The sequence below is a fragment of the Stenotrophomonas sp. Iso1 genome, from assembly GCF_027497995.1.
Classification (GTDB): Bacteria; Pseudomonadota; Gammaproteobacteria; order Xanthomonadales; family Xanthomonadaceae; genus Stenotrophomonas.
Window position 1 is genome coordinate 553250 of sequence record NZ_JAODBT010000002.1, and the last position, 18688, is coordinate 571937.

An 18688-nucleotide genomic window follows, 5' to 3' on the forward strand; every position below is an offset into this window, starting at 1 on the left:
AACATGAGTGCTTCAACCACGGCCCCGGCGCGTGACCGGTTGCGTATTGCCATCCAGAAGAGCGGCCGCCTGGCTGACCCCGCGCGTAGCCTGTTGGCTGCATGCGGCCTGAGCTGGCGCCAAAGCCGCGACAAGCTGTTCTGTTTTGGTGAGTCGTTGCCGGTGGACCTGCTGCTGGTGCGCGATGACGACATCCCCGGTCTGATCGCCGATGGCGTGTGTGACCTGGGCGTAGTCGGCCTGAATGAATTGGACGAACAGGCGAAGGCGCGCCGTCAGATCGGCCTGCCCGATGCCTATCAGCCGCTGCGTGGGTTGGGCTTCGGGTCGTGCCGTTTGATGATTGCTGTTCCTGAAGAATGGGACTGGCAGGGTGTGCAGATGCTGCAGGGCAAGCGCATCGCCACAAGCTATCCGGCCATTCTTGCGGCGTGGCTGAAGGAAAAGGGTGTGGACGCGCAGGTGGTGGAGTTGTCCGGCTCAGTGGAAATTGCACCGAAACTGGGCACGGCGGAATTGATCTGCGACCTGGTTTCCAGCGGCGCCACGCTGGCGGCCAATCAGCTCAAGCCAGTGGAAGTGCTGCTGGAAAGCGAGGCGGTGCTGGCCGGGCCGGTGAACGAGCTGGACGATGCACGCGCCGGTCTGATGGCCATGCTGCTGCGTCGTCTGGATGGTCTAAGCAAGACGCAGGACCAGAAGCTGTTGATGTTCAGCGCCGCCGAGGAAAGCGTGGACGCGCTGTCGCGGTTGCTTCCCGATGCCGAGCCGCTGCTGCGGCTACCCGGCGAAGGTGGAGCGGTACGCCTGCAGACCATGTGCAATGGCGCATTGAGTTGGCAGCGCCTGGAAGAACTGGAGCGCGCTGGCGCGCAGGGATTGATGGTGCTGGCGGTGGAGAAGTCGCTGGTATGAACATCCTGGATTGGAGCGCATTGGATACGAACGGGCAGGCGCGTGCGCTTACCCGCCCCGTGCAGGCGGTTGCGACACAGACGCGCGAGTCGGTTGCCGCCCTCATCGCACAGGTGCGTGCAGACGGGGATGAGGCGCTGCGTGAGATCAGTGCCCGCTTTGATGGCGTCGCGCCGGAGCACTTTGAAGTCAGCGAAGCCGAATTCGCGGCTGCCGAACTGGCCGTTCCGGCGGAACTGCGCATTGCCATGCAGCAGGCGCTGGATCGCATCAATGTTTACCACCACGCAGGCATGGCGCAGCCGTACTCGGTGGAAACCGCGCCAGGCGTGGTTTGCGAGAAAATGATTCGCCCGATCGGACGTGTTGGCCTGTACGTACCGGCGGGCAGCGCGCCGCTGCCGTCCACCGCGTTGATGCTGGGGGTGCCGGCGCGTCTGGCCGGGTGCCGTGAAGTGGTGTTGTGTACACCGCCGCGCAAGGACGGCACGGCCGATCCTGCGGTGCTGGTTGCGGCACGGCTGACCGGCGTGCACCGCGTGTACAAGATTGGCGGTGCTCAGGCTATCGCGGCCATGGCCTACGGCACGGCGACGGTGCCGTCCTGCGACAAATTGTTTGGGCCGGGCAACAGCTTCGTGACCGAGGCCAAGCAGCAGCTGGCGCAGGCCGGTGCGGCGGCCATCGACATGCCGGCAGGTCCATCCGAAGTGTTGGTAATTGCGGACGCCGGCGCCAATCCAGCGTTCGTCGCTGCCGACTTGCTGTCGCAGGCCGAGCACGGCCCGGATTCGCAGGTGCTGCTGCTCTGCGACGATGCGGCGCTGATCGTCGCAGTGCAGGATGAAGTTGAGAAGCAGGTAGCGTTGCTGGCGCGCGAGGACATTGCACGCAAGGCGCTCGGTGCTTCGCTACTGATCAAGGTTGAGTCGATTGAACAAGCCTTCGTCATTTCCAATCGCTACGCACCTGAGCACTTGATTCTGGCGCTGCGCGAACCGCGTAATTGGTTGCTACAGGTTGAGGCTGCAGGCTCGGTATTTCTGGGTGACTACACGCCAGAAGCGCTGGGTGACTACTGCTCCGGCACCAACCATGTGCTGCCGACCGCGGGTGCTGCGCGTGCGTACAGCGGTGTCAGTGTGGCCAGTTTCCAGAATCAGATCAGCGTGCAGGCCGCCACCCGCGAGGGCATCGCCAATATCGGTCCTTGCGCATTGACACTTGCGCGAGCCGAAGGCCTGGGTGCACATGCCAACGCGGTCGCTGTGCGCCTTGGAGCTGCGCCGTGAGCGGCGTGCTGGATCTCGTGCGTGACGATCTGCGTGGGTTTGCGGGTTACTCATCTGCCCGCAGCGCCAAGCTGGAAGGCGATATCTGGCTCAACGCCAACGAATCAGCTTGGGCGAACCCGGGTGATGTGCAGGCCAGCTGCCGTCGCTATCCGGACCCACAACCACAGGCCCTGCGTGAGCGGTTGGCCGGCTTGTACGGCTGTTCGGCGGAACAACTGCTGATCGGTCGCGGCAGCGATGAAGCCATCGACCTGCTGGTCCGCGCGCTATGCGTGCCGGGGCGGGACGCCGTGTTGTACACGCCGCCGGTGTTTGGCATGTATGCGGTTAGCGCACGCTTGCAGAACGCAACTGCGCTGGAAGTGCCACTGCGCGACACGAATGCCGGTTTCGTGCCGGATATCGACACCATCATCGCCACCGCAAGACAGGGCAACGCCAAGCTGGTCTTCCTGTGTTCGCCATCGAATCCTGGTGGTTTGAGTATCCCGCTGCAGGAGGTTGAAGCAGTCGCCTCTGCGCTGCGTGGGCAGGCGTTGGTGGTGGTGGATGAGGCTTATGCCGAGTTTGCTGACGAGCCGTCCGCGGTGAGCTTGCTGGCGCGTTACGACAATGTCGCGGTGTTGCGGACCTTGTCCAAAGCGCACGCGTTGGCGGCAGCACGCATCGGCACTGTCATAGCCGATGCGGATCTGATCACGGTACTGCGTCGTTGTCAGGCACCGTATCCCATCCCGACACCGTGCTCGACGCTGGCACTGGAAGGCTTGAGCAGTAGTGCGCTGGAACTGACCCATGGCCGGATTGCCACGGTGCGCGCTGAACGTGACCGCCTGCGCTTTGCATTGGCCAGCCGTGCATGTGTGCGCCATGTCTACGCCTCGGATGCGAACTTCCTGCTGGTGCGCTTCGTCAATGCCGAGGCTGCATTCCAAACGTTGTTGGCAGCCGGTGTGGTGGTGCGCGATCAGCGTGCTGCGCCACAACTGCAGGACGCCCTGCGTATCACCCTCGGAACCCCTGAACAGAACGACCGCGTCCTTGACGCGCTCACCACGCTGGAGCCTGCTGCATGACCCCCATTCTGTTCGTCGATCGTGACGGCACTCTGATCGAGGAGCCGGCGGACTTCCAGATCGACGCTTACGAAAAACTGCGTCTGGTGAAGAACGTCATCCCGGCCATGCTCAAGCTACGCGATGCCGGCTACCAGTTCGTCATCGTCACCAACCAGGATGGTCTGGGCAGCGAAGACTACCCGCAGGAAAGCTTCGACGGCCCCAACGATCTGATGCTGCAGATATTCGCCAGCCAGGGCATCGTCTTCCGCGATGTGCTGGTGGACCCGAGTTGGCCACAGGACAACAGCCCCAATCGCAAACCGGGCATTGGCATGATGCTGTCGTATCTGCAGGATCGCACCATCGACTGGGCGCGCTCAGGCATGGTGGGGGACCGGCCCACCGATATCCAGTTTGCCGACAACATGAAGATCCGTGGCTTCCAGCTGCGTACCGAACAATTCGGTGGCGAGTGGGATTGGGACGCCATTGCGCACGAACTGGCAGATGCACCGCGCCGGGCCACTGTGCAGCGCGACACGAAAGAAACCCAGATTCGTGTGTTCGTTGATCTGGACAAAGTAGCAGGCGCGAAGATCGCCACCGGTCTGCCGTTCTTCGACCACATGCTTGACCAGATTGGTCGCCATGGCGGTTTCGCGTTGGAAGTTGAAGCCAAGGGCGATCTGCATATCGATGAGCACCACACCATCGAGGACACCGGGCTGGCACTTGGCCAGGCGCTGCGTGAAGCGCTGGGTGACAAACGTGGCATCGGTCGCTACGGCTTCACCCTGCCGATGGACGAAACGCTGGCCAGCGCCGCGTTGGATTTCAGCGGCCGGCCGTACTTCGTGTTTGAAGGGGAGTTCAAGCGTGAGCGGGTAGGCGACATGCCGACCGAACTGGTGCCGCACTTTTTCCGTTCGCTGTGTGATTCGGCAGGTTTGAATCTCAACCTGAAGGTGGAAGGCGACAACGACCACCACAAAGTCGAAGCCTGCTTCAAAGCACTGGCGCGCGCGTTGCGCCAAGCCATTCGCCGAGAAGGTACTGAGTTGCCTTCGACCAAGGGTGCGTTGTGAGCATCGTCGGCCTGGTTGATGCCGGCGGCGCCAACCTTGGCTCGGTGCGTTATGCATTGGAGCGCCTGGACGTTGACGTGCGCATGGTGCGTGAAGCCCAGGAATTTGACGGCGTTGACCGGGTGATCTTGCCTGGTGTTGGTGCAGCAGCTGAAGGTATGCGGCGGCTGCACGCACAGGGCTTGGTTGAGCCGCTGCGACAGCTGCAGGTGCCATTGATCGGCATTTGCCTGGGCATGCAGCTGCTGTTTGAGGGTTCGGAAGAGGGCAATGTCGAATGTCTGGGGCTGCTGCCCGGTATCGTCCGCCGCCTGCATCCAGGCGTGGGCGTGCGGGTGCCGCACATGGGCTGGAACAAGTTGTTGGCGCTGCGTGAATCGTCGCTGCTGGATGGCGTTCCGGTGGGTTCCAGCGCCTACTTCGTGCACAGCTACGCCGCACCGGTGACCTCCGACACCGTGGCAGCCTGCCACCACGGCGGCTTGTTCACAGCAGTGGTGCAGCGAGGGCGCCTGTGTGGTGCGCAGTTCCACCCTGAGCGTTCTGCGGGCCCAGGCGCGCGCATCCTTCGCAATTTTCTTGAGATCACAACGCAATGAGTTTCATCGTCTATCCCGCGCTGGACATCCGCGAAGGCCGCGTCGTTCGCCTGTTGCAGGGCGATTACGCCAAGCAGACCACTTATGGCGACGACCCGCTGCCACGTGCGCAGGCGTTTGCGGCCATCGGTGCGAATTGGATGCATCTGGTCGACCTGGACGCCGCCAAGGCAGGCGGCTACACGCTGGCGCCGTTGCTGGCCCAGATTGCGTCGAACACGGCGCTGAAAGTGCAGACCGGTGGCGGCGTGCGTGGCCGCGATGATGTCGCTCGTATCCTCGACGCTGGCGCCAGTCGCGTGGTGATTGGCTCGTTGGCGGTGCGTGAGCCCGACAACGTGCAGGTTTGGCTGCAGGAGTTCGGCGCCGAGCATCTGACCATCGCGCTGGACACTCGGCAGGGCGACGACGGCGTGTGGCGCCTGCCGGTGCATGGCTGGACCGAGACCGCCGACATTACGCTGGACGAGCTTTCACAACGTTACGCACAGGCTGGCATGAAGCACCTGCTGTGCACCGATATTTCGCGCGATGGCATGCTCTCCGGGCCCAATATCGACCTCTACGCCCATCTGTCGCGAATGCTTCCTGGCGTCGCGGTGCAGGCATCCGGTGGCGTGCGGGACGTGGCCGACATCCGTGCGTCGAAGGCCGCAGGCTGCGGCGGCGCGGTACTTGGCAAGGCCTTGCTGGAAGGTCACCTGAAACTCGACGAGGCCCTGACATGTTGAGTCGCCGCATCATTCCGTGCCTGGACGTGCGCGAAGGTCGCGTGGTTAAAGGTGTCAAGTTCCGCGATCACGTCGACATGGGCGACATCAGTGAGTTGGCATTGCGGTATCGCGATGAAGGCGCGGACGAACTGGTTTTTTACGACATCTCGGCAAGCCCGGAGGGGCGTTCTGTGGATCGCGAATGGATAGAACGGGTTGCGCGCCTGATCGACATTCCGTTCTGCGTGGCTGGTGGCATCCGCGATGTCGAGACCGCCCGCGCAGTGCTCAATGCCGGTGCTGACAAGATTTCGATCAATACACCGGCGCTGGAAAATCCCGTGCTGATCGAAGAACTGGCCGAGGCATTTGGCCAGCAATGTGTGGTGGTCGGCATCGACTCCATCCGCGAGCCCGACGGGCAGTGGCGGGTGCGTTCTTACACGGGCGACCCCGCCAAGACCCGCAGTGAAGCACGGCTCACCCTGGACTGGCTGCGTGAAATACAACAGCGCGGCGCGGGGGAAATAGTGCTGAACTGCATGGACAGTGATGGCGTCCGCAAAGGGTATGACATCGCCCAGCTGCGGCAGGCCCGGGCGTTGTGCACGGTTCCGTTGGTTGCCTCCGGCGGCGCGGGCATGCCCCAGCATTTTGCCGATGTATTCGAACAGGCCGACGTTGACGGCGCGCTGGCCGCCAGCGTGTTCCACTCAGGTGCCATTGCTATTCCGGAACTCAAACAGTTCCTGCGCAAACAACAGATCGAGGTAAGGGATGTCTACTGAATTCAAGGCGCTTGATCCGGCAGCACTGGACTGGGCCAAGGTCGATGGGCTGATGCCGGTCATCGTGCAGGACGTCGCAACGTTGCGGGTGCTGATGCTCGGCTACATGGACCGCGAAGCGTTTGAGAAGACACGCGACAGTGGCAAGGTCACGTTCTTCAGCCGCACAAAAAAACGCCTTTGGACCAAGGGCGAGACTTCTGGCAATCATCTGGAATTGGTGGATATCGGTGTTGATTGCGACGCCGACACCCTGCTGGTCACTGCCATCCCGCACGGCCCCACTTGCCACACTGGCAGTGCGAGTTGCTTCACCGCCGCACCAGGTAACTTCCTCGGCGCGCTGGATGCGTTGATCAAGCAGCGCGAACATGATCGCCCGCTCAACAGCTACACCACCAAACTGTTCGAGAAGGGTGCGCGCCACATTGCTCAGAAGGTGGGCGAGGAAGGCGTAGAAACCGCGTTGGCCGGTGTCGTGCAACGCGACGAAGAGCTGCTCGGCGAATCAGCCGACCTGTTATTCCATTTGATCGTGCTGCTGCGCATGCGCGGCCTGTCGCTCGACGATGCCGTGGCGGTGCTCGAAAGCCGGCATGCGAAGGCAGCCGCGAAGGTGGCGAGCTAAGCCTGCTGCCGCAAGCGGGGGGCGGGGATAGACGTCCATCTGGCCGCAGCTGGGGCACTCGAAGCCCCAGTCCCGGTTGCGAAAGTGGGGTGGGGGAGAGGTCAAGCCTTTGGTCTTGCATCGTGCGCGCTAGGTAGGCATCAATCCGCTTCTCATTCCCACCAACGGACCTCTTCCACCACTCCCGGCAAAGTTAGCCGCCACGCAGCTGTCGCAGAGCAGGGCGATAATGCGCACTTGCTCATTCACCTGCCGAGGACCCCATGCGTCAAACTCTGCTGACTGGCCTGTTGCTGGCCTGCGCCCCGTTCGTGGCCACGGCGTCCTGTGTCGAAGGCGCGGTGTTCAATGACGTCAACGGCAACGGCGTGCAGGACGCGGGCGAAAAGCCACTGGCCGGTATCAAAGTGTCCGACGGCGAGCACATCGTCATTACGGGCAGCGACGGTCGCTATCAACTGCCGGCGTCAACCCAGCCCAATACCTTTGTCATCAAACCCGCCGGCTATAGCGCCGCCGCACGTAGCGATGGTTTGCCAGACATCTGGCGTGCGAGCACGGGTGAAGACGGTACAGCGCAGTGCCGGCCTTTCGCGCTGGTGCCGCAGCCGGACGCTCCGAACAGCTTCCAGGCATTGGTGCTGGCCGACAGCCAAACCGGCAACGCGCAGGATGTGAGTTACTTCGAGCGGGACATCATCGCGCCGCTGCGCGGAAAGCATCAGGCCCGCCTGGGCATGACCCTGGGTGACATCACCAACGACGACCCATCGCTGTACCCGGCTCTGACCGCAGCGGTGACCTCACTCGGCGTGCCATGGCTGCATGTGCCTGGCAATCACGACATGGATATTGGCGCGCAGAGCGATGCCGCGTCACTGGCCAGCTACCACCGCTACCTCGGTCCGGACACCTACGCATGGGAGGAGCCGTCTATGGTGTTCATTGGTATGGACGACATCATTGCCCAGCCTGGCCAGAAGCCGGCGTACGTCGGTGGCCTGCGCGACGACCAGTTTGCCTTCCTTGAGCGTTATCTCCCCACCGTCGCCAAAGACAAACTGGTGGTACTAGGCTTCCACATTCCGCTGTTTGATCACGCCTATCGCGCTGAAGACCGCGCCCGCCTGTTTGCATTGCTGGAGAAGGTGGAGCATCCGCTGATCTTCAGCGGTCATACTCACAATCAGAGCCAAGTGTTCTGGGCGGCTGAACAGGGCTGGAAGGGCGCGCGACCGTTGCATGAGTACAACGTTGGCGCGGCCTGCGGTGCCTTCTGGTCCGGCGTGAAGGATGTACAGGGCATTCCTGATACCACCATGGCCGATGGCACGCCCAATGGCTACGGACTGCTCAACGTGCAGCCGCAAGGGCGTTACAGCGTCGAGTACCGCGTCGCGCGTGCCGCACAGGACCAGCAGATCGCATTACACGCGCCCAAGGTGCTGCGGCAGGGCGCTTACCCGGCATGGGGCGTTTACGCCAACGTGTTCATGGGCTACGAAGGCCTGCCGGTTGAATTCCGGGTTGATAGTGGTCAGTGGCAGCCGATGAAACAGGTTAAGCAGGCTGATCCGCGACTGCTGGTGGAGAACATCGCCGACGACATGGCCGACAGCCTGCGTGGTTACGACCGCTCGCCCGAAGCCGTGCCATCCACGCATCTGTGGCGTGCAGCGCTACCCACCCAGCTGGCCGAAGGCGAGCACACCGTCGAAGTACGCACCACCTTGAACGGAAAGCAGTACAGCAGTCACACGCGCTACCAGTTGCAATCGGCAACGCCCTGATCGTCGTGCGGCGGCTATGGTGTTGGCTAGGAAGGCTGAGTCGGGCGGATGACTCAGTCTCTACGGGTATTCGTCGGTCAACGGATACGCGCTGATCAACGACGAATTCAGGGCCCCTTCCTGGTGCCGGACTGCCGCGCTGCCTTATCTGCGCGGATCGGCACGGCGCGCTTGGGCTGATACACGAATGGGTAGGGCACGGCAGCGCTCACGGGCAGGCTGCCGCGCCATTTCGCCAGGACGTCCGTGATCGCTTGACCGGCCAGGAACTGCGGCTCGGAAGGGCGCTCACCTTCCTCCTTCTCGCGTCGCCGCACCGTCATCTTCGTCAGCGAATAAGCGGTGTTGAAGTCGTTCGTGGTATTCATCGCTTCGACCAGAAATGCGCGTCCGAACCACGTTGCGCTGTCGGTATTGCCGCAGCCGAACGAGGGGCGGTCCTTGCGTGCTGCGGTGATGATCATGCGGTTGGGTGCCTGCAGCGCTGGGATGAAGCCGCCTGCAAAACAGGCAGAAACCACAATTACCGCATTGCCGATCTTCGCGTGGTCCAGCAGCTGCGCCAGATCACCCGGTGCCAGATAGTCTTCTTCGTTTCTGCCCGTATGCAGGTAGAAGCTGTTGTCGCTCAGGCCATGGCTGCTGAGGTACAGGAACAACACATCTTCCTCGGGATCGAGAGTCTTGCCGAGCGTATCCAGCGCGTAGCCGAGGCTCTCATAAGTAGCCAATGGCATAGCGTTTTCGCCGGTGCGCGTTTGTGGATGGTTGATCAGGCTGACCATCCGTCCCGCAGCATCCCAGCGTTGTGATGAAAGTTGCTGCAGGTAGACGACCTCATTGCGGAAGACATCTTCATCGCTGTCACCGGCGACGCCCAGGACATACATGTCGGTCACGCCTGGGCGCTGCGGTGCCAGTCTAGCCAGCGCGGAGTCGAGCAATGCCTGCTGGGTACCTTCCAACTTCGGCGTCGTGGCTTGTCGTACATCAACTGCCGGCGGGGTCGCCATGACCGGCCACACACAGGCAACCAGTGCACTGGCAAGGCATGCGGTGCGCAGGCGGACGAGCAGCTGACGGGTAGGGCGATTGTGCATGGGCAGGAAGGCGCATGAATGGTTGCGCGATTCTATCCATTCGGCGTGATGATCAAGGCGTTGGTATGAGAAGCAATGGGCGGATCACCGGCCAGGTGAGTCGCCTGTTACCAACAGGCATCGTGGACACGGTTGTCCCAGTGGCTGGAAAGCGCGAAGTCACGTTTCAACCCTGCCTTTGCATAAGCTTCGGCGCGGCCCTTTCTGGCCCGCTCGCAGGCTGTGGCTGCGGGTGCTTTCCGTGAGCGACCGGAGCGGTAGCGTCCGCTGGCCCGCCTCTCAGGACGCGCTTCACGGCGCAACGACGCTATCCGCGTCTGCATGGAGGGGGCGACGGCGTCGGGCGTTGCGTCCCAGCTTCGCAGCGTCGCGCCTTCGCACGGCAAGGATTGATAGGACACAGTACCTGCCTCGCTGCACTTGAAGACCGGTTGGCTGTGAGCAGTCATGGCGAAAAAGCAGGTGAGCAGGGTGATGACGGTCAAGCGGGTGACGTAGCGCATCGCGCCATCCTTGTGCGATCAGGTGTGTACTACCTTGTCGCGTCCCATGCAGGCAGGCATCGGGAATTGGGGTGGCGGTGATGTAAGGCTTCCGCTGTGGTGTGTTGAGTGCTTGTCTTGCTGCAATAACGTTCGGTGCGCCGCGTCATGTGAAGAAAAAATTTCACAAATGTCTTGCGGGCCTAAAAAAGGCCCGCTATTATTTCGTTCTCGGCAACGTCGGGGCCATAGCTCAGCTGGGAGAGCGCCTGCATGGCATGCAGGAGGTCAGCGGTTCGATCCCGCTTGGCTCCACCACATCCGGACATTAGGCCGTCCGGATTGTCGAATAAAATTTGATGAAGTTTACGCGTCCCCATCGTCTAGAGGCCTAGGACATCACCCTTTCACGGTGGCGACCGGGGTTCGAATCCCCGTGGGGACGCCATTCATCACGTTGTACCGGGTTCCAAATTTTGGAGCTTTGTTGGAGGGGCGCCAAGTGCCAGGCGCGATGGAAGAAAAAGCTTCCATTTCCAACAAAACCCCGTCATAATGGCGGGCTAGCAACAAGACGTGGGGCCATAGCTCAGCTGGGAGAGCGCCTGCATGGCATGCAGGAGGTCAGCGGTTCGATCCCGCTTGGCTCCACCAAATTCGGATATTAGGCCATCCGAATCACAACTTGAGATTTGAAGAATACGCGTCCCCATCGTCTAGAGGCCTAGGACATCACCCTTTCACGGTGGCGACCGGGGTTCGAATCCCCGTGGGGACGCCATTTCATAAAAAGCTCCGGGAAACCGGGGCTTTTTTCTTGCGTGTTGTTTGCCGGGACGGTTGTCGTCGTAGTTTGCCTTCAGGCTGCGGGTCTCCCTCAATGCTGTGGCAGCCGATCTGGTGGGCAGGACTGGCCTTCCGGTTTCTTGGCTTTCTGGAAATTCATCCCAGTCTGTGGATGTTTCGCTGGCCGATATGTGGCTCATCGCATGATTGCGAAAGATCGGTAGCGGCGGATGTGGTTGTAGCATCGTCACCCGCCCTGCTCCTGGGGGCCGTGGGCCGCGTTGATCTGCTGCTGTGACGCATAGAAAAGGGCAGCCTTGCAGCTGCCCTTCTTCACTGTTACGTGCCGTGTTGGATTACAGCGACTCGAAGATGCCCGCTGCGCCCATGCCGGTGCCGATGCACATGGTGACCATGCCGTACTTCTGCTGGCGACGGCGCATGCCGTGCAGCAGTGTTGCGGTGCGGATCGCGCCGGTCGCGCCCAGTGGGTGACCCAGGGCAATGGCGCCGCCCAGTGGATTGATCTTGGACGGGTCCAGGCCGCAATCGCGGATGACGGCCAATGACTGTGCGGCAAAGGCTTCGTTCAGTTCGATCCAATCCAGCTGATCCTGGCTCAGGCCGGCCTGCTTGAGCGCCTTGGGGATTGCGGCGATCGGGCCGATGCCCATTACTTCCGGGCGCACGCCGGCGACCGAGAAGCTGACAAAACGCGCCAGCGGAGTCAGGCCGTAATCCTTGATGGCCTGTTCCGACGCCAGCAGCACTGCGCCAGCACCATCGCTCATCTGCGAGGAATTGCCTGCGGTGACGGTGCCGCCGAACTGGCCGTTGCGGAATACCGGGCGCAGCTTGGCCAAGCCTTCGGCAGACGAATCTACGCGCGGACCTTCGTCGGTGTCTGCGAGTTTGTTGCGGGTGATGATGCGCTTGCCGTCAGCGAGGTCAGGCAGGTGCGAGACGATGTCGTACGGGCTGATTTCGTCTTTGAACTCGCCGTTCTGGATCGCAGTGATGGCCTTCTGATGCGACGCCAGCGCGAATGCATCCTGCTCATCGCGGGAGACCTTCCATTCCTCGGCGACCTTCTCGGCAGTGATGCCCATGCCGTAGGCGATGGCGACGTGGTCGTTGTCGAACACGCTCGGTGCCATGGCGATCTTATTGCCCATCATCGGCACCATCGACATTGATTCAGTGCCGCCGGCCAGCATCAGATCGCTGTTGCCCAGACGGATCTGGTCAGCGGCCATTGCCACAGCCTGCAGGCCGGAGGAGCAGAAGCGGTTCACCGTCTGCGCGGCGATGGTGTTCGGCAGGCCGGCCAGCAGCACGCCGATGCGCGCCACGTTCATGCCTTGCTCGGCTTCAGGCATGGCGCAGCCGATGATGGCGTCGTCGATGCGGTTGACGTCCACGCCCGGGGCCTGGGCGACCACGGAGCGGAGCACGTGGGCGAGCATGTCGTCCGGGCGAGTGTTGCGGAACATGCCCTTGGGCGCCTTGCCGACCGGAGTACGGGTGGCGGCGACGATGTAGGCGTCCTGGATTTGCTTGGTCATTGTGGTGATCTCGAAAAGCGGAAACGGGGAACAGGGAGCCGTGAATGAAGCGCGACACACGTTGTCTGGTGCGGATTCTTCGGCAACGTTCCAGTTGGAATTTCGATGGGAAGCGGGGCAGGGAGTCGTCATCCGACTCCCTGTTCCTGCGCTTCCCCCTGCATTAGTTCCGCAGCGGCTTGCCGGTCTTGAGCATGTGCGCGATGCGAGCCTGGGTTTTTTCCTGCTGGGCCAGTTCGACGAAGTGCTTGCGCTCCAGAGTAAGCAGCCACTCTTCGTCAACCAGTGTGTTGCGGTCGACGTTGCCGCCGCACAGCACGGTGGCGATGCGCTCGGCGATTTCGTAGTCGTATGGGCTGATGAAGCGGCCTTCCAGCATGTTGACCAGCATCATCTTGAAGGTAGCAATGCCAACGTCACCGGCCACGCGGACACGGCGTGCCGGCATCGGCGGACGGTAACCACCTTCGGCCAATACGGTGACTTCAGCCTTGGCGATGTGCAGCAGCTCGAAGCTGTTGAACACGACCTTGTCGGTGGCGCGCATCAGGCCCAGTTCCTTGGCGTTGACCGCCGAGTTGGACACCTTGGCCATGGCGACGGTTTCAAAGGTCTTTTTCAGCTCGGCGAATACATCGCCGTCGGCACCTGCGGCCTGCGAGGCACGTACTGCCAGTTCCTTCAACCCACCGCCGGCCGGCAGAAGGCCGACGCCGGCTTCGACCAGGCCGATGTAGCTTTCCAGTGCGGCAACCGACTTGGCCGCGTGCATCTGGAATTCGCAGCCGCCACCCAATGCCAGGCCGCGCACGGCGGTCACCACCGGCACGGTGGCGTACTTGATGCGCTGGCTGGTGCGCTGGAAGTTGGCGACCATCGCCTCGAACTCAGCAATCTTGCCGGCCTGCAATGCAGCAAGTGCACCGGACAGGTCGGCACCGGCCGAGAACGGCTCTTTGTTCTGCCAGATCACCACGCCCTTGAACTGCTTCTCCGACAGGCCGATGGCGTGCTGGATGCCATCCAGCACTTGGTCGGAGACAGTGTTCATCTTGGTCTTGAAGCTGATGACACCGATGCCGTCGCCGTCGGTCCACAGGCGGATGCCATCGTTTTCGAACACGGTTTCGCCCTGTGCGAACTTCTCGCCCAGCAATGCGTCGGGGAAGCGCTGGCGCTGGTACACCGGCAGCGACGAGCGCGGCACCAGTGCGTTCTGCGACGGACTGTAGCTGCCTTCGGCGGCGTGCACGCCGTCACGGCCGTCCAATACCCAAGCTGGCAGCGGGGCGCTGCTCATGCTCTTGCCGGCGGCGATGTCGTCGGCGATCCACTGTGCCACTTGCTTCCAGCCCGCTGCCTGCCAGGTTTCGAACGGGCCCAGTGACCAGCCGTAGCCCCAGCGGATGGCCAGGTCCACGTCACGCGCGGTTTCGGCGATGTCGGCCAAGTGGTAAGCGCTGTAATGGAACAGGTCGCGGAAGCTCGCCCACAAGAACTGCGCGTGCGGGTGCTGGCTTTCGCGCAGCTTGGCGAACTTCTCGGCGGGGTTCTTGATCTTCAGGATCTCGACCACTTCCGGCGCGGCGGTACGATCAGCCGGGCGGTAGTCCTGCTTCTGCAGGTCGATCACCACGATGTCCTTGCCGACCTTGCGGAAGATGCCGGCGCCGGTCTTCTGGCCCAGGGCACCCTTGGCGATCAGCGCCTCCAGCCACACGGGCGACTTGAAGTATTGGTGCCACGGGTCGTCAGGCAGGGTGTCGCCCATGGTCTTGATGACGTGCGCCATGGTGTCCAAGCCGACCACGTCCGAGGTGCGGTAGGTCGCCGACTTCGGGCGGCCAACCAGAGGGCCGGTCAGGCCGTCCACTTCGTCAAAGCCCAGGCCAAACTGCTGGGTGTGATGGATGGTGGACAGGATCGAGAACACGCCGATGCGGTTGCCGATGAAATTCGGGGTGTCCTTGGCGTACACCACGCCCTTGCCGAGGTTGGTGGTCAGGAAGGTTTCCAGACCTTCCAGCACCGACTTATCGGTGGTCTTGGCCGGGATCAGCTCAGCAAGGTGCATGTAGCGCGGCGGATTGAAGAAATGCACGCCACTGAAACGGTGGCGCAGCTCTTCGGGCAGCACATCGGCGAGCTTGTTGATGCCCAGGCCCGAGGTGTTGGAGGCCAGCACCGCGTGTTCGTTCACGAACGGCGCGATCTTCTTGTACAGGTCCTGCTTCCAGTCCATCCGTTCAGCGATGGCTTCGATGATCAGGTCGCAGTCGCGCAGTTGCTCAAGGCCGGAGTCGTAGTTGGCCGGGGTAATGGCTTCGGCCAGCGACTTGCTGGCCAACGGCGCGGGGCTCAGTTTGCCTAGGTTTGCGATGGCCTTGAGCACGATGCCGTCGGCCGGGCCTTCTTTGGCGGCCAGGTCGAACAGGACGGTGTCGATGCCGGCATTGGTCAGGTGGGCGGCGATCTGCGCACCCATGACGCCTGCGCCAAGGACGGCGGCGCGGCGGACAAGCAGGGAATTGGACATATCGATAAACCTTTGGTCTGCGATGACGGGTGGATCAGGTGAGAGAGGAAGAGTCCGGAGTACGTGCGCTGGCACGGAACCCGGCTTCGGCGAAATGAATCAGTTCCTGCGCGGCCTTGCTGCGATGCGCGGCCTCGCTGATGTTGTGCGGGCGCTTGATCAGCCCAAAGTCGGCCATGGCGTAGGTCAGGGCGCCGGCCAGGAAGTCCAGGCGCCAGTACAGGTCTTCCTTGGTCAGGCCTGGCACGCAGGCGCCGATGGCCTTGCCGAATTCACGCAGCACGTGGCCGTAGTGGTCGGACAGGAACTTGCGCAGGCTGTCGTTCTTCTCGGCGTAGGCGCGGGCAATGACGCGGACGAAGGCGCCGCCGCTCTGGCGGTCCTGGGCCATGGCAAGCGCCGGCTCGACAAAAGCTGCCAACACGGCGCGCAGGTCGCCGGGACGGGCGCTGCGGGCCTGTTCCAGCTGGCTCAGGCGGGCGCTGGTCATCTCGTCCATGCGTCGGCGGAACACTTCATTGACCAGGTTTTCCTTGGACCCGAAGTGGTAGTTGACCGCGGCGATGTTTACATCCGCGTGACTGGTTACCTGCCGCAGCGAGGTGCCGGCGAAGCCGTACTGGGCGAACAGTTCTTCGGCTGCGCCGAGGATCCGGTCTTTGGTGGAAAAGCTGGCGGGTTTGCCCATGGTCACGAAATCAATCAAACGATTGTTTGGATCCTACGCCCGGCGCCGGCCTTGGGTCATGCTGCGATGCAGCATCATTCATGTACCGCTGTGCAAAGGCCGGGAGCAACCGGTAGAATCAGCCACCGCAATTCAGGCTAAGCCCGCGTCCGCACGCGGGTTTTTTTCATGTACCCTCGGGCCAGCCGGCCCAGACACCGGAGATTCCCATGGCGCTCGAGCGCACTCTTTCCATCATCAAGCCCGACGCCGTTGCCAAGAACGTGATCGGCGAAATCTACGCCCGCTTCGAAAAGGCCGGCCTGAAGGTTGTGGCCGCCAAGTACAAGCAGCTGTCGCGTCGTGAGGCAGAAGGCTTCTACGCCGTGCACCGCGAGCGTCCGTTCTTCAACGCGCTGGTTGAGTTCATGATCTCCGGCCCGGTGATGATCCAGGCGCTGGAAGGCGAGAACGCTGTGCTGGCACACCGCGACCTGCTGGGCGCCACCAATCCGAAGGACGCAGCGCCGGGCACCATCCGCGCTGATTTCGCCGATTCCATCGACGCCAACGCCGCACACGGTTCGGATTCGGTCGAGAATGCAGCCAATGAAGTGGCTTACTTCTTCGCCGCCACCGAAGTGGTTTCGCGCTAAGTAGCAAGTAATGAAGGTTGAAGCCGTGAACGAGGTCGTACAGACACCCGCCATCCAGCCGCTGCCGAAAACGGCCCCGACTGCTGGCAAGCAGAACCTGCTCGACCTCGATCGCGCGGGGCTGGAACACTTTTTCGTCGATATGCTCGGCGAGCAGAAGTTCCGTGCCCATCAAGTGATGAAGTGGATTCACCATCGCTACGTCACCGATTTCGACCAGATGACTGACCTCGGCAAGGCGCTGCGCGCCAAGCTGCATGCGCATGCCGAGGTCATCGTCCCGAACATCGTGTTCGACAAGCCCTCCGTCGATGGCACTCACAAGTGGCTGCTGGCGATGGGCGTGGATGGCAAGAACGCCATCGAAACGGTGTACATCCCCGATAAAACCCGCGGCACGCTGTGCGTGTCCTCGCAGGTCGGTTGCGCGTTGAACTGCACGTTCTGTTCAACCGCCACCCAGGGCTTCAACCGCAACCTGAGCACTGCTGAAATCATCGGCCAGGTGTGGGTTGCGGCGCGCCATCTGGGTAACGTGCCGCATCAGATGCGCCGCCTCACCAACGTGGTGATGATGGGCATGGGCGAGCCGTTGATGAATTTCGACAACGTCGTGCGCGCCATGAGCATCATGCGCGACGACCTGGGTTACGGCCTGGCCAACAAGCGCGTGACGTTGTCCACCTCGGGCTTGGTGCCGATGATCGACCGTTTGTCGGTCGAGAGCGACGTGTCGCTGGCAGTGTCGCTGCACGCCGCCAACGATGAGTTGCGTGAATCGCTGGTGCCGCTCAACAAGAAGTACCCGATTGCCGAGTTGATGGCTTCTTGCGCGCGTTATCTGCGCGGCAACAAGAAGCGCGATTCGGTGACGTTCGAGTACACGCTGATGAAGGGCATCAACGACCAGCCCGAGCATGCGCGTCAGCTGGCGCGGCTGATGCGTCAGTTCGACAACGCCGTGCAGGCGAAGGATTCGGGTAAGGTCAATTTGATTCCATTCAATCCGTTCCCCGGTACGCGCTATGAGCGTTCGGACGAGGAGCAGATTCGCGCCTTCCAGAAGATCCTGCTCGATTCGCAGGTACTCACGATGGTGCGACGTACCCGCGGCGATGACATCGATGCGGCTTGTGGCCAGCTGAAAGGGCAGGTCATGGATCGCACCCGCCGTCAGGCCGAATTCAACCGTCTGCTGCAAGCGCAGGAGAACGGGGATGCCATTGCCTGATCGTCTGCTCCTGCTGTTGATCGCCGCGATGCTGCTTGCCGGCTGCGGAAGCAATCACGGCATGAAGATCGGCAAGATCAAGGGCGAACAATGGGCCGAGCCGGGCTACGACGTTGGTGATGATCGTAAGGCGCGCAATCGCGTGAAGTACGAGGAGCTGATGACCGTAGTTGGTGATCGCTTCAAGCGCGGTGAGCTGGATGATGCGATGAAATTCGCCCGCGCCGCGCAGAAACTCGATCCCAAGGCACCCGATCCTCATACCGCGCAGGCGGTCATCGAAAGCCGTCGCGGCCAGGTCGTCGCGGCGGGCGAGGCTTATCGCAAGGCTGCGGAGCTGGCGCCCAGGCGCGGGGACGTGCTCAATAATTACGGCACTTGGCTGTGCGGCAACGGGCATCCGGCCGAAGCCTTGGTCTGGTTCGATCGCGCAATGGCGGACCCTGAATACGATTCACGGGCCGAGGCACTCGCCAATGCTGGCGGTTGTGCACTGGATGCGGGGCAGTCCGAGCGCGCGCAGGCAGATCTGCGCCAAGCATTGGCACTGGCCCCGAACAACCCCTATGCGTTGGAGTCGATGGCGCGCAACGAAGTGTTACACGGTCGATATTTTGAGGCGAGAGCCTTCTACCAGCGGCGTCTCGCGGCTGCGCCGGCAACGGTTTCCGTGTTACAACTTGCCATTCAGGTAGAAGAGCGGCTGGGCGACAGGACTGCTGCCGGTCGGTTTCAACAGCGGTTGCGCGAAGAGTTTCCTTCAGACGCGGCCTCGAATCCCCAAGGCTGAT

General features: G+C 62.1%; 17 protein-coding genes and 4 tRNA genes. 16 read left to right on the forward strand and 5 right to left on the reverse strand.

Translation table 11 applies throughout. The features are described 5' to 3' along the window. Positions 1 to 3 precede the first annotated feature (3 nt). The 9 genes from hisG to PAN08_RS11480 all read left to right on the forward strand — a co-directional run bounded on the left by hisG (position 4) and on the right by PAN08_RS11480 (position 8874). Positions 4 to 915, forward strand: coding sequence for an ATP phosphoribosyltransferase (gene hisG / locus PAN08_RS11440; protein ID WP_269791620.1), 912 nt, complete (start codon positions 4 to 6; stop codon positions 913 to 915). Further along, positions 912 to 2207: a histidinol dehydrogenase gene (gene hisD / locus PAN08_RS11445; RefSeq protein ID WP_269791621.1), complete on the forward strand. Its 1296-nt coding sequence runs from the start codon at positions 912 to 914 to the stop codon at positions 2205 to 2207. Before hisG ends, hisD begins: the two co-directional genes overlap by 4 nt. Continuing rightward, positions 2204 to 3286 carry a histidinol-phosphate transaminase gene (hisC, locus tag PAN08_RS11450; protein WP_269791622.1) on the forward strand — a complete coding sequence of 361 codons (1083 nt, stop codon included), beginning with the start codon at positions 2204 to 2206 and terminating at the stop codon, positions 3284 to 3286. The genes hisD and hisC overlap by 4 nt, the downstream gene beginning before the upstream one ends. Then, positions 3283 to 4356, forward strand: coding sequence for a bifunctional histidinol-phosphatase/imidazoleglycerol-phosphate dehydratase HisB (hisB, locus tag PAN08_RS11455; RefSeq protein ID WP_269791623.1), 1074 nt, complete (start codon positions 3283 to 3285; stop codon positions 4354 to 4356). The genes hisC and hisB overlap by 4 nt, the downstream gene beginning before the upstream one ends. Continuing rightward, complete coding sequence (gene hisH, locus PAN08_RS11460) at positions 4353 to 4955, forward strand: imidazole glycerol phosphate synthase subunit HisH (RefSeq protein ID WP_269791624.1); 603 nt, start codon at positions 4353 to 4355, stop codon at positions 4953 to 4955. The genes hisB and hisH overlap by 4 nt, the downstream gene beginning before the upstream one ends. Next, positions 4952 to 5686 (forward strand): 1-(5-phosphoribosyl)-5-[(5-phosphoribosylamino)methylideneamino]imidazole-4-carboxamide isomerase, encoded by a 735-nt coding sequence (hisA, locus tag PAN08_RS11465; protein ID WP_269791625.1) that lies wholly within the window; start codon positions 4952 to 4954, stop codon positions 5684 to 5686. Before hisH ends, hisA begins: the two co-directional genes overlap by 4 nt. Beyond that, positions 5680 to 6456 (forward strand): imidazole glycerol phosphate synthase subunit HisF, encoded by a 777-nt coding sequence (gene hisF, locus PAN08_RS11470; protein WP_269791626.1) that lies wholly within the window; start codon positions 5680 to 5682, stop codon positions 6454 to 6456. The genes hisA and hisF overlap by 7 nt, the downstream gene beginning before the upstream one ends. Next, a complete protein-coding gene (gene hisIE / locus PAN08_RS11475; RefSeq protein ID WP_269791627.1) occupies positions 6446 to 7084 on the forward strand; it encodes a bifunctional phosphoribosyl-AMP cyclohydrolase/phosphoribosyl-ATP diphosphatase HisIE in 639 nt (212 codons plus the stop codon). The genes hisF and hisIE overlap by 11 nt, the downstream gene beginning before the upstream one ends. Before the next feature lie 263 nt (positions 7085 to 7347). Further along, positions 7348 to 8874 carry a calcineurin-like phosphoesterase C-terminal domain-containing protein gene (locus PAN08_RS11480; RefSeq protein ID WP_269791628.1) on the forward strand — a complete coding sequence of 509 codons (1527 nt, stop codon included), beginning with the start codon at positions 7348 to 7350 and terminating at the stop codon, positions 8872 to 8874. 107 nt (positions 8875 to 8981) lie between these two features. On the opposite strand, the gene PAN08_RS11485 is transcribed toward PAN08_RS11480, so the two are convergent. Together PAN08_RS11485 and PAN08_RS11490 are read right to left on the reverse strand one after the other, a co-directional pair. Beyond that, entirely contained in the window at positions 8982 to 9974 is a 993-nt protein-coding gene (locus PAN08_RS11485) for a C13 family peptidase (protein WP_269791629.1), read from the reverse strand. A gap of 107 nt (positions 9975 to 10081) precedes the next feature. Next, positions 10082 to 10477, reverse strand: a complete 396-nt coding sequence (locus tag PAN08_RS11490) for a hypothetical protein (RefSeq protein ID WP_269791630.1) — start codon at positions 10475 to 10477, stop codon at positions 10082 to 10084. 221 nt (positions 10478 to 10698) lie between these two features. On the opposite strand from PAN08_RS11490, the gene PAN08_RS11495 reads away from it, so the two are divergent. The 4 genes from PAN08_RS11495 (at position 10699) to PAN08_RS11510 (ending at position 11237) form a co-directional block, all read left to right on the forward strand. Continuing rightward, positions 10699 to 10774: transfer RNA gene (locus PAN08_RS11495), tRNA-Ala, on the forward strand. A gap of 54 nt (positions 10775 to 10828) precedes the next feature. After that, positions 10829 to 10904: transfer RNA gene (locus PAN08_RS11500), tRNA-Glu, on the forward strand. Between the two features lie 130 nt (positions 10905 to 11034). Next, positions 11035 to 11110 (forward strand) — tRNA-Ala (locus tag PAN08_RS11505). A 51-nt stretch (positions 11111 to 11161) separates the two neighbouring features. Then, positions 11162 to 11237, forward strand: a tRNA-Glu gene (locus PAN08_RS11510). A 361-nt stretch (positions 11238 to 11598) separates the two neighbouring features. Here the strand turns inward: PAN08_RS11510 and PAN08_RS11515 are convergent. The 3 genes from PAN08_RS11515 to PAN08_RS11525 all read right to left on the reverse strand — a co-directional run bounded on the left by PAN08_RS11515 (position 11599) and on the right by PAN08_RS11525 (position 16031). Continuing rightward, positions 11599 to 12807: an acetyl-CoA C-acyltransferase gene (locus PAN08_RS11515; RefSeq protein ID WP_269791631.1), complete on the reverse strand. Its 1209-nt coding sequence runs from the start codon at positions 12805 to 12807 to the stop codon at positions 11599 to 11601. Between the two features lie 163 nt (positions 12808 to 12970). Next, entirely contained in the window at positions 12971 to 15343 is a 2373-nt protein-coding gene (locus PAN08_RS11520) for a 3-hydroxyacyl-CoA dehydrogenase/enoyl-CoA hydratase family protein (RefSeq protein ID WP_269791632.1), read from the reverse strand. 34 nt (positions 15344 to 15377) lie between these two features. Next, the gene (locus tag PAN08_RS11525; protein ID WP_269791633.1) at positions 15378 to 16031 is read right to left on the reverse strand and encodes a TetR/AcrR family transcriptional regulator; all 654 of its coding nucleotides are present in this window, start codon (positions 16029 to 16031) and stop codon (positions 15378 to 15380) included. A 209-nt stretch (positions 16032 to 16240) separates the two neighbouring features. Between PAN08_RS11525 and ndk the strand changes: the two genes are divergently transcribed. From ndk to pilW, 3 genes are read left to right on the forward strand one after another with little or no spacing between them, the layout of a single operon-like run. After that, positions 16241 to 16666 (forward strand): nucleoside-diphosphate kinase, encoded by a 426-nt coding sequence (ndk, locus tag PAN08_RS11530; protein ID WP_057628193.1) that lies wholly within the window; start codon positions 16241 to 16243, stop codon positions 16664 to 16666. Positions 16667 to 16691: 25 nt separating this feature from the next. Then, the gene (gene rlmN / locus PAN08_RS11535; protein WP_269791912.1) at positions 16692 to 17897 is read left to right on the forward strand and encodes a 23S rRNA (adenine(2503)-C(2))-methyltransferase RlmN; all 1206 of its coding nucleotides are present in this window, start codon (positions 16692 to 16694) and stop codon (positions 17895 to 17897) included. Then, positions 17884 to 18687 carry a type IV pilus biogenesis/stability protein PilW gene (gene pilW, locus PAN08_RS11540; protein WP_269791634.1) on the forward strand — a complete coding sequence of 268 codons (804 nt, stop codon included), beginning with the start codon at positions 17884 to 17886 and terminating at the stop codon, positions 18685 to 18687. Before rlmN ends, pilW begins: the two co-directional genes overlap by 14 nt. Position 18688 lies beyond the last annotated feature (1 nt).

Excerpts from the sequence above, each read along its gene's own strand:
- hisA (WP_269791625.1), top strand. The coding sequence starts at position 4,952 with ATGAGTTTCATCGTCTATCCCGCGCTGGACATCCGCGAAGGCCGCGTC.
- hisD (WP_269791621.1), top strand. The coding sequence starts at position 912 with ATGAACATCCTGGATTGGAGCGCATTGGATACGAACGGGCAGGCGCGT.
- hisIE (WP_269791627.1), top strand. The coding sequence starts at position 6,446 with ATGTCTACTGAATTCAAGGCGCTTGATCCGGCAGCACTGGACTGGGCC.
- PAN08_RS11525 (WP_269791633.1), bottom strand. The coding sequence starts at position 16,031 with ATGGGCAAACCCGCCAGCTTTTCCACCAAAGACCGGATCCTCGGCGCA.
- PAN08_RS11490 (WP_269791630.1), bottom strand. The coding sequence starts at position 10,477 with ATGCGCTACGTCACCCGCTTGACCGTCATCACCCTGCTCACCTGCTTT.
- PAN08_RS11485 (WP_269791629.1), bottom strand. The coding sequence starts at position 9,974 with ATGCACAATCGCCCTACCCGTCAGCTGCTCGTCCGCCTGCGCACCGCA.
- PAN08_RS11480 (WP_269791628.1), top strand. The coding sequence starts at position 7,348 with ATGCGTCAAACTCTGCTGACTGGCCTGTTGCTGGCCTGCGCCCCGTTC.
- hisF (WP_269791626.1), top strand. The coding sequence starts at position 5,680 with ATGTTGAGTCGCCGCATCATTCCGTGCCTGGACGTGCGCGAAGGTCGC.
- PAN08_RS11515 (WP_269791631.1), bottom strand. The coding sequence starts at position 12,807 with ATGACCAAGCAAATCCAGGACGCCTACATCGTCGCCGCCACCCGTACT.
- pilW (WP_269791634.1), top strand. The coding sequence starts at position 17,884 with ATGCCATTGCCTGATCGTCTGCTCCTGCTGTTGATCGCCGCGATGCTG.
- ndk (WP_057628193.1), top strand. The coding sequence starts at position 16,241 with ATGGCGCTCGAGCGCACTCTTTCCATCATCAAGCCCGACGCCGTTGCC.
- hisB (WP_269791623.1), top strand. The coding sequence starts at position 3,283 with ATGACCCCCATTCTGTTCGTCGATCGTGACGGCACTCTGATCGAGGAG.
- PAN08_RS11520 (WP_269791632.1), bottom strand. The coding sequence starts at position 15,343 with ATGTCCAATTCCCTGCTTGTCCGCCGCGCCGCCGTCCTTGGCGCAGGC.
- hisG (WP_269791620.1), top strand. The coding sequence starts at position 4 with ATGAGTGCTTCAACCACGGCCCCGGCGCGTGACCGGTTGCGTATTGCC.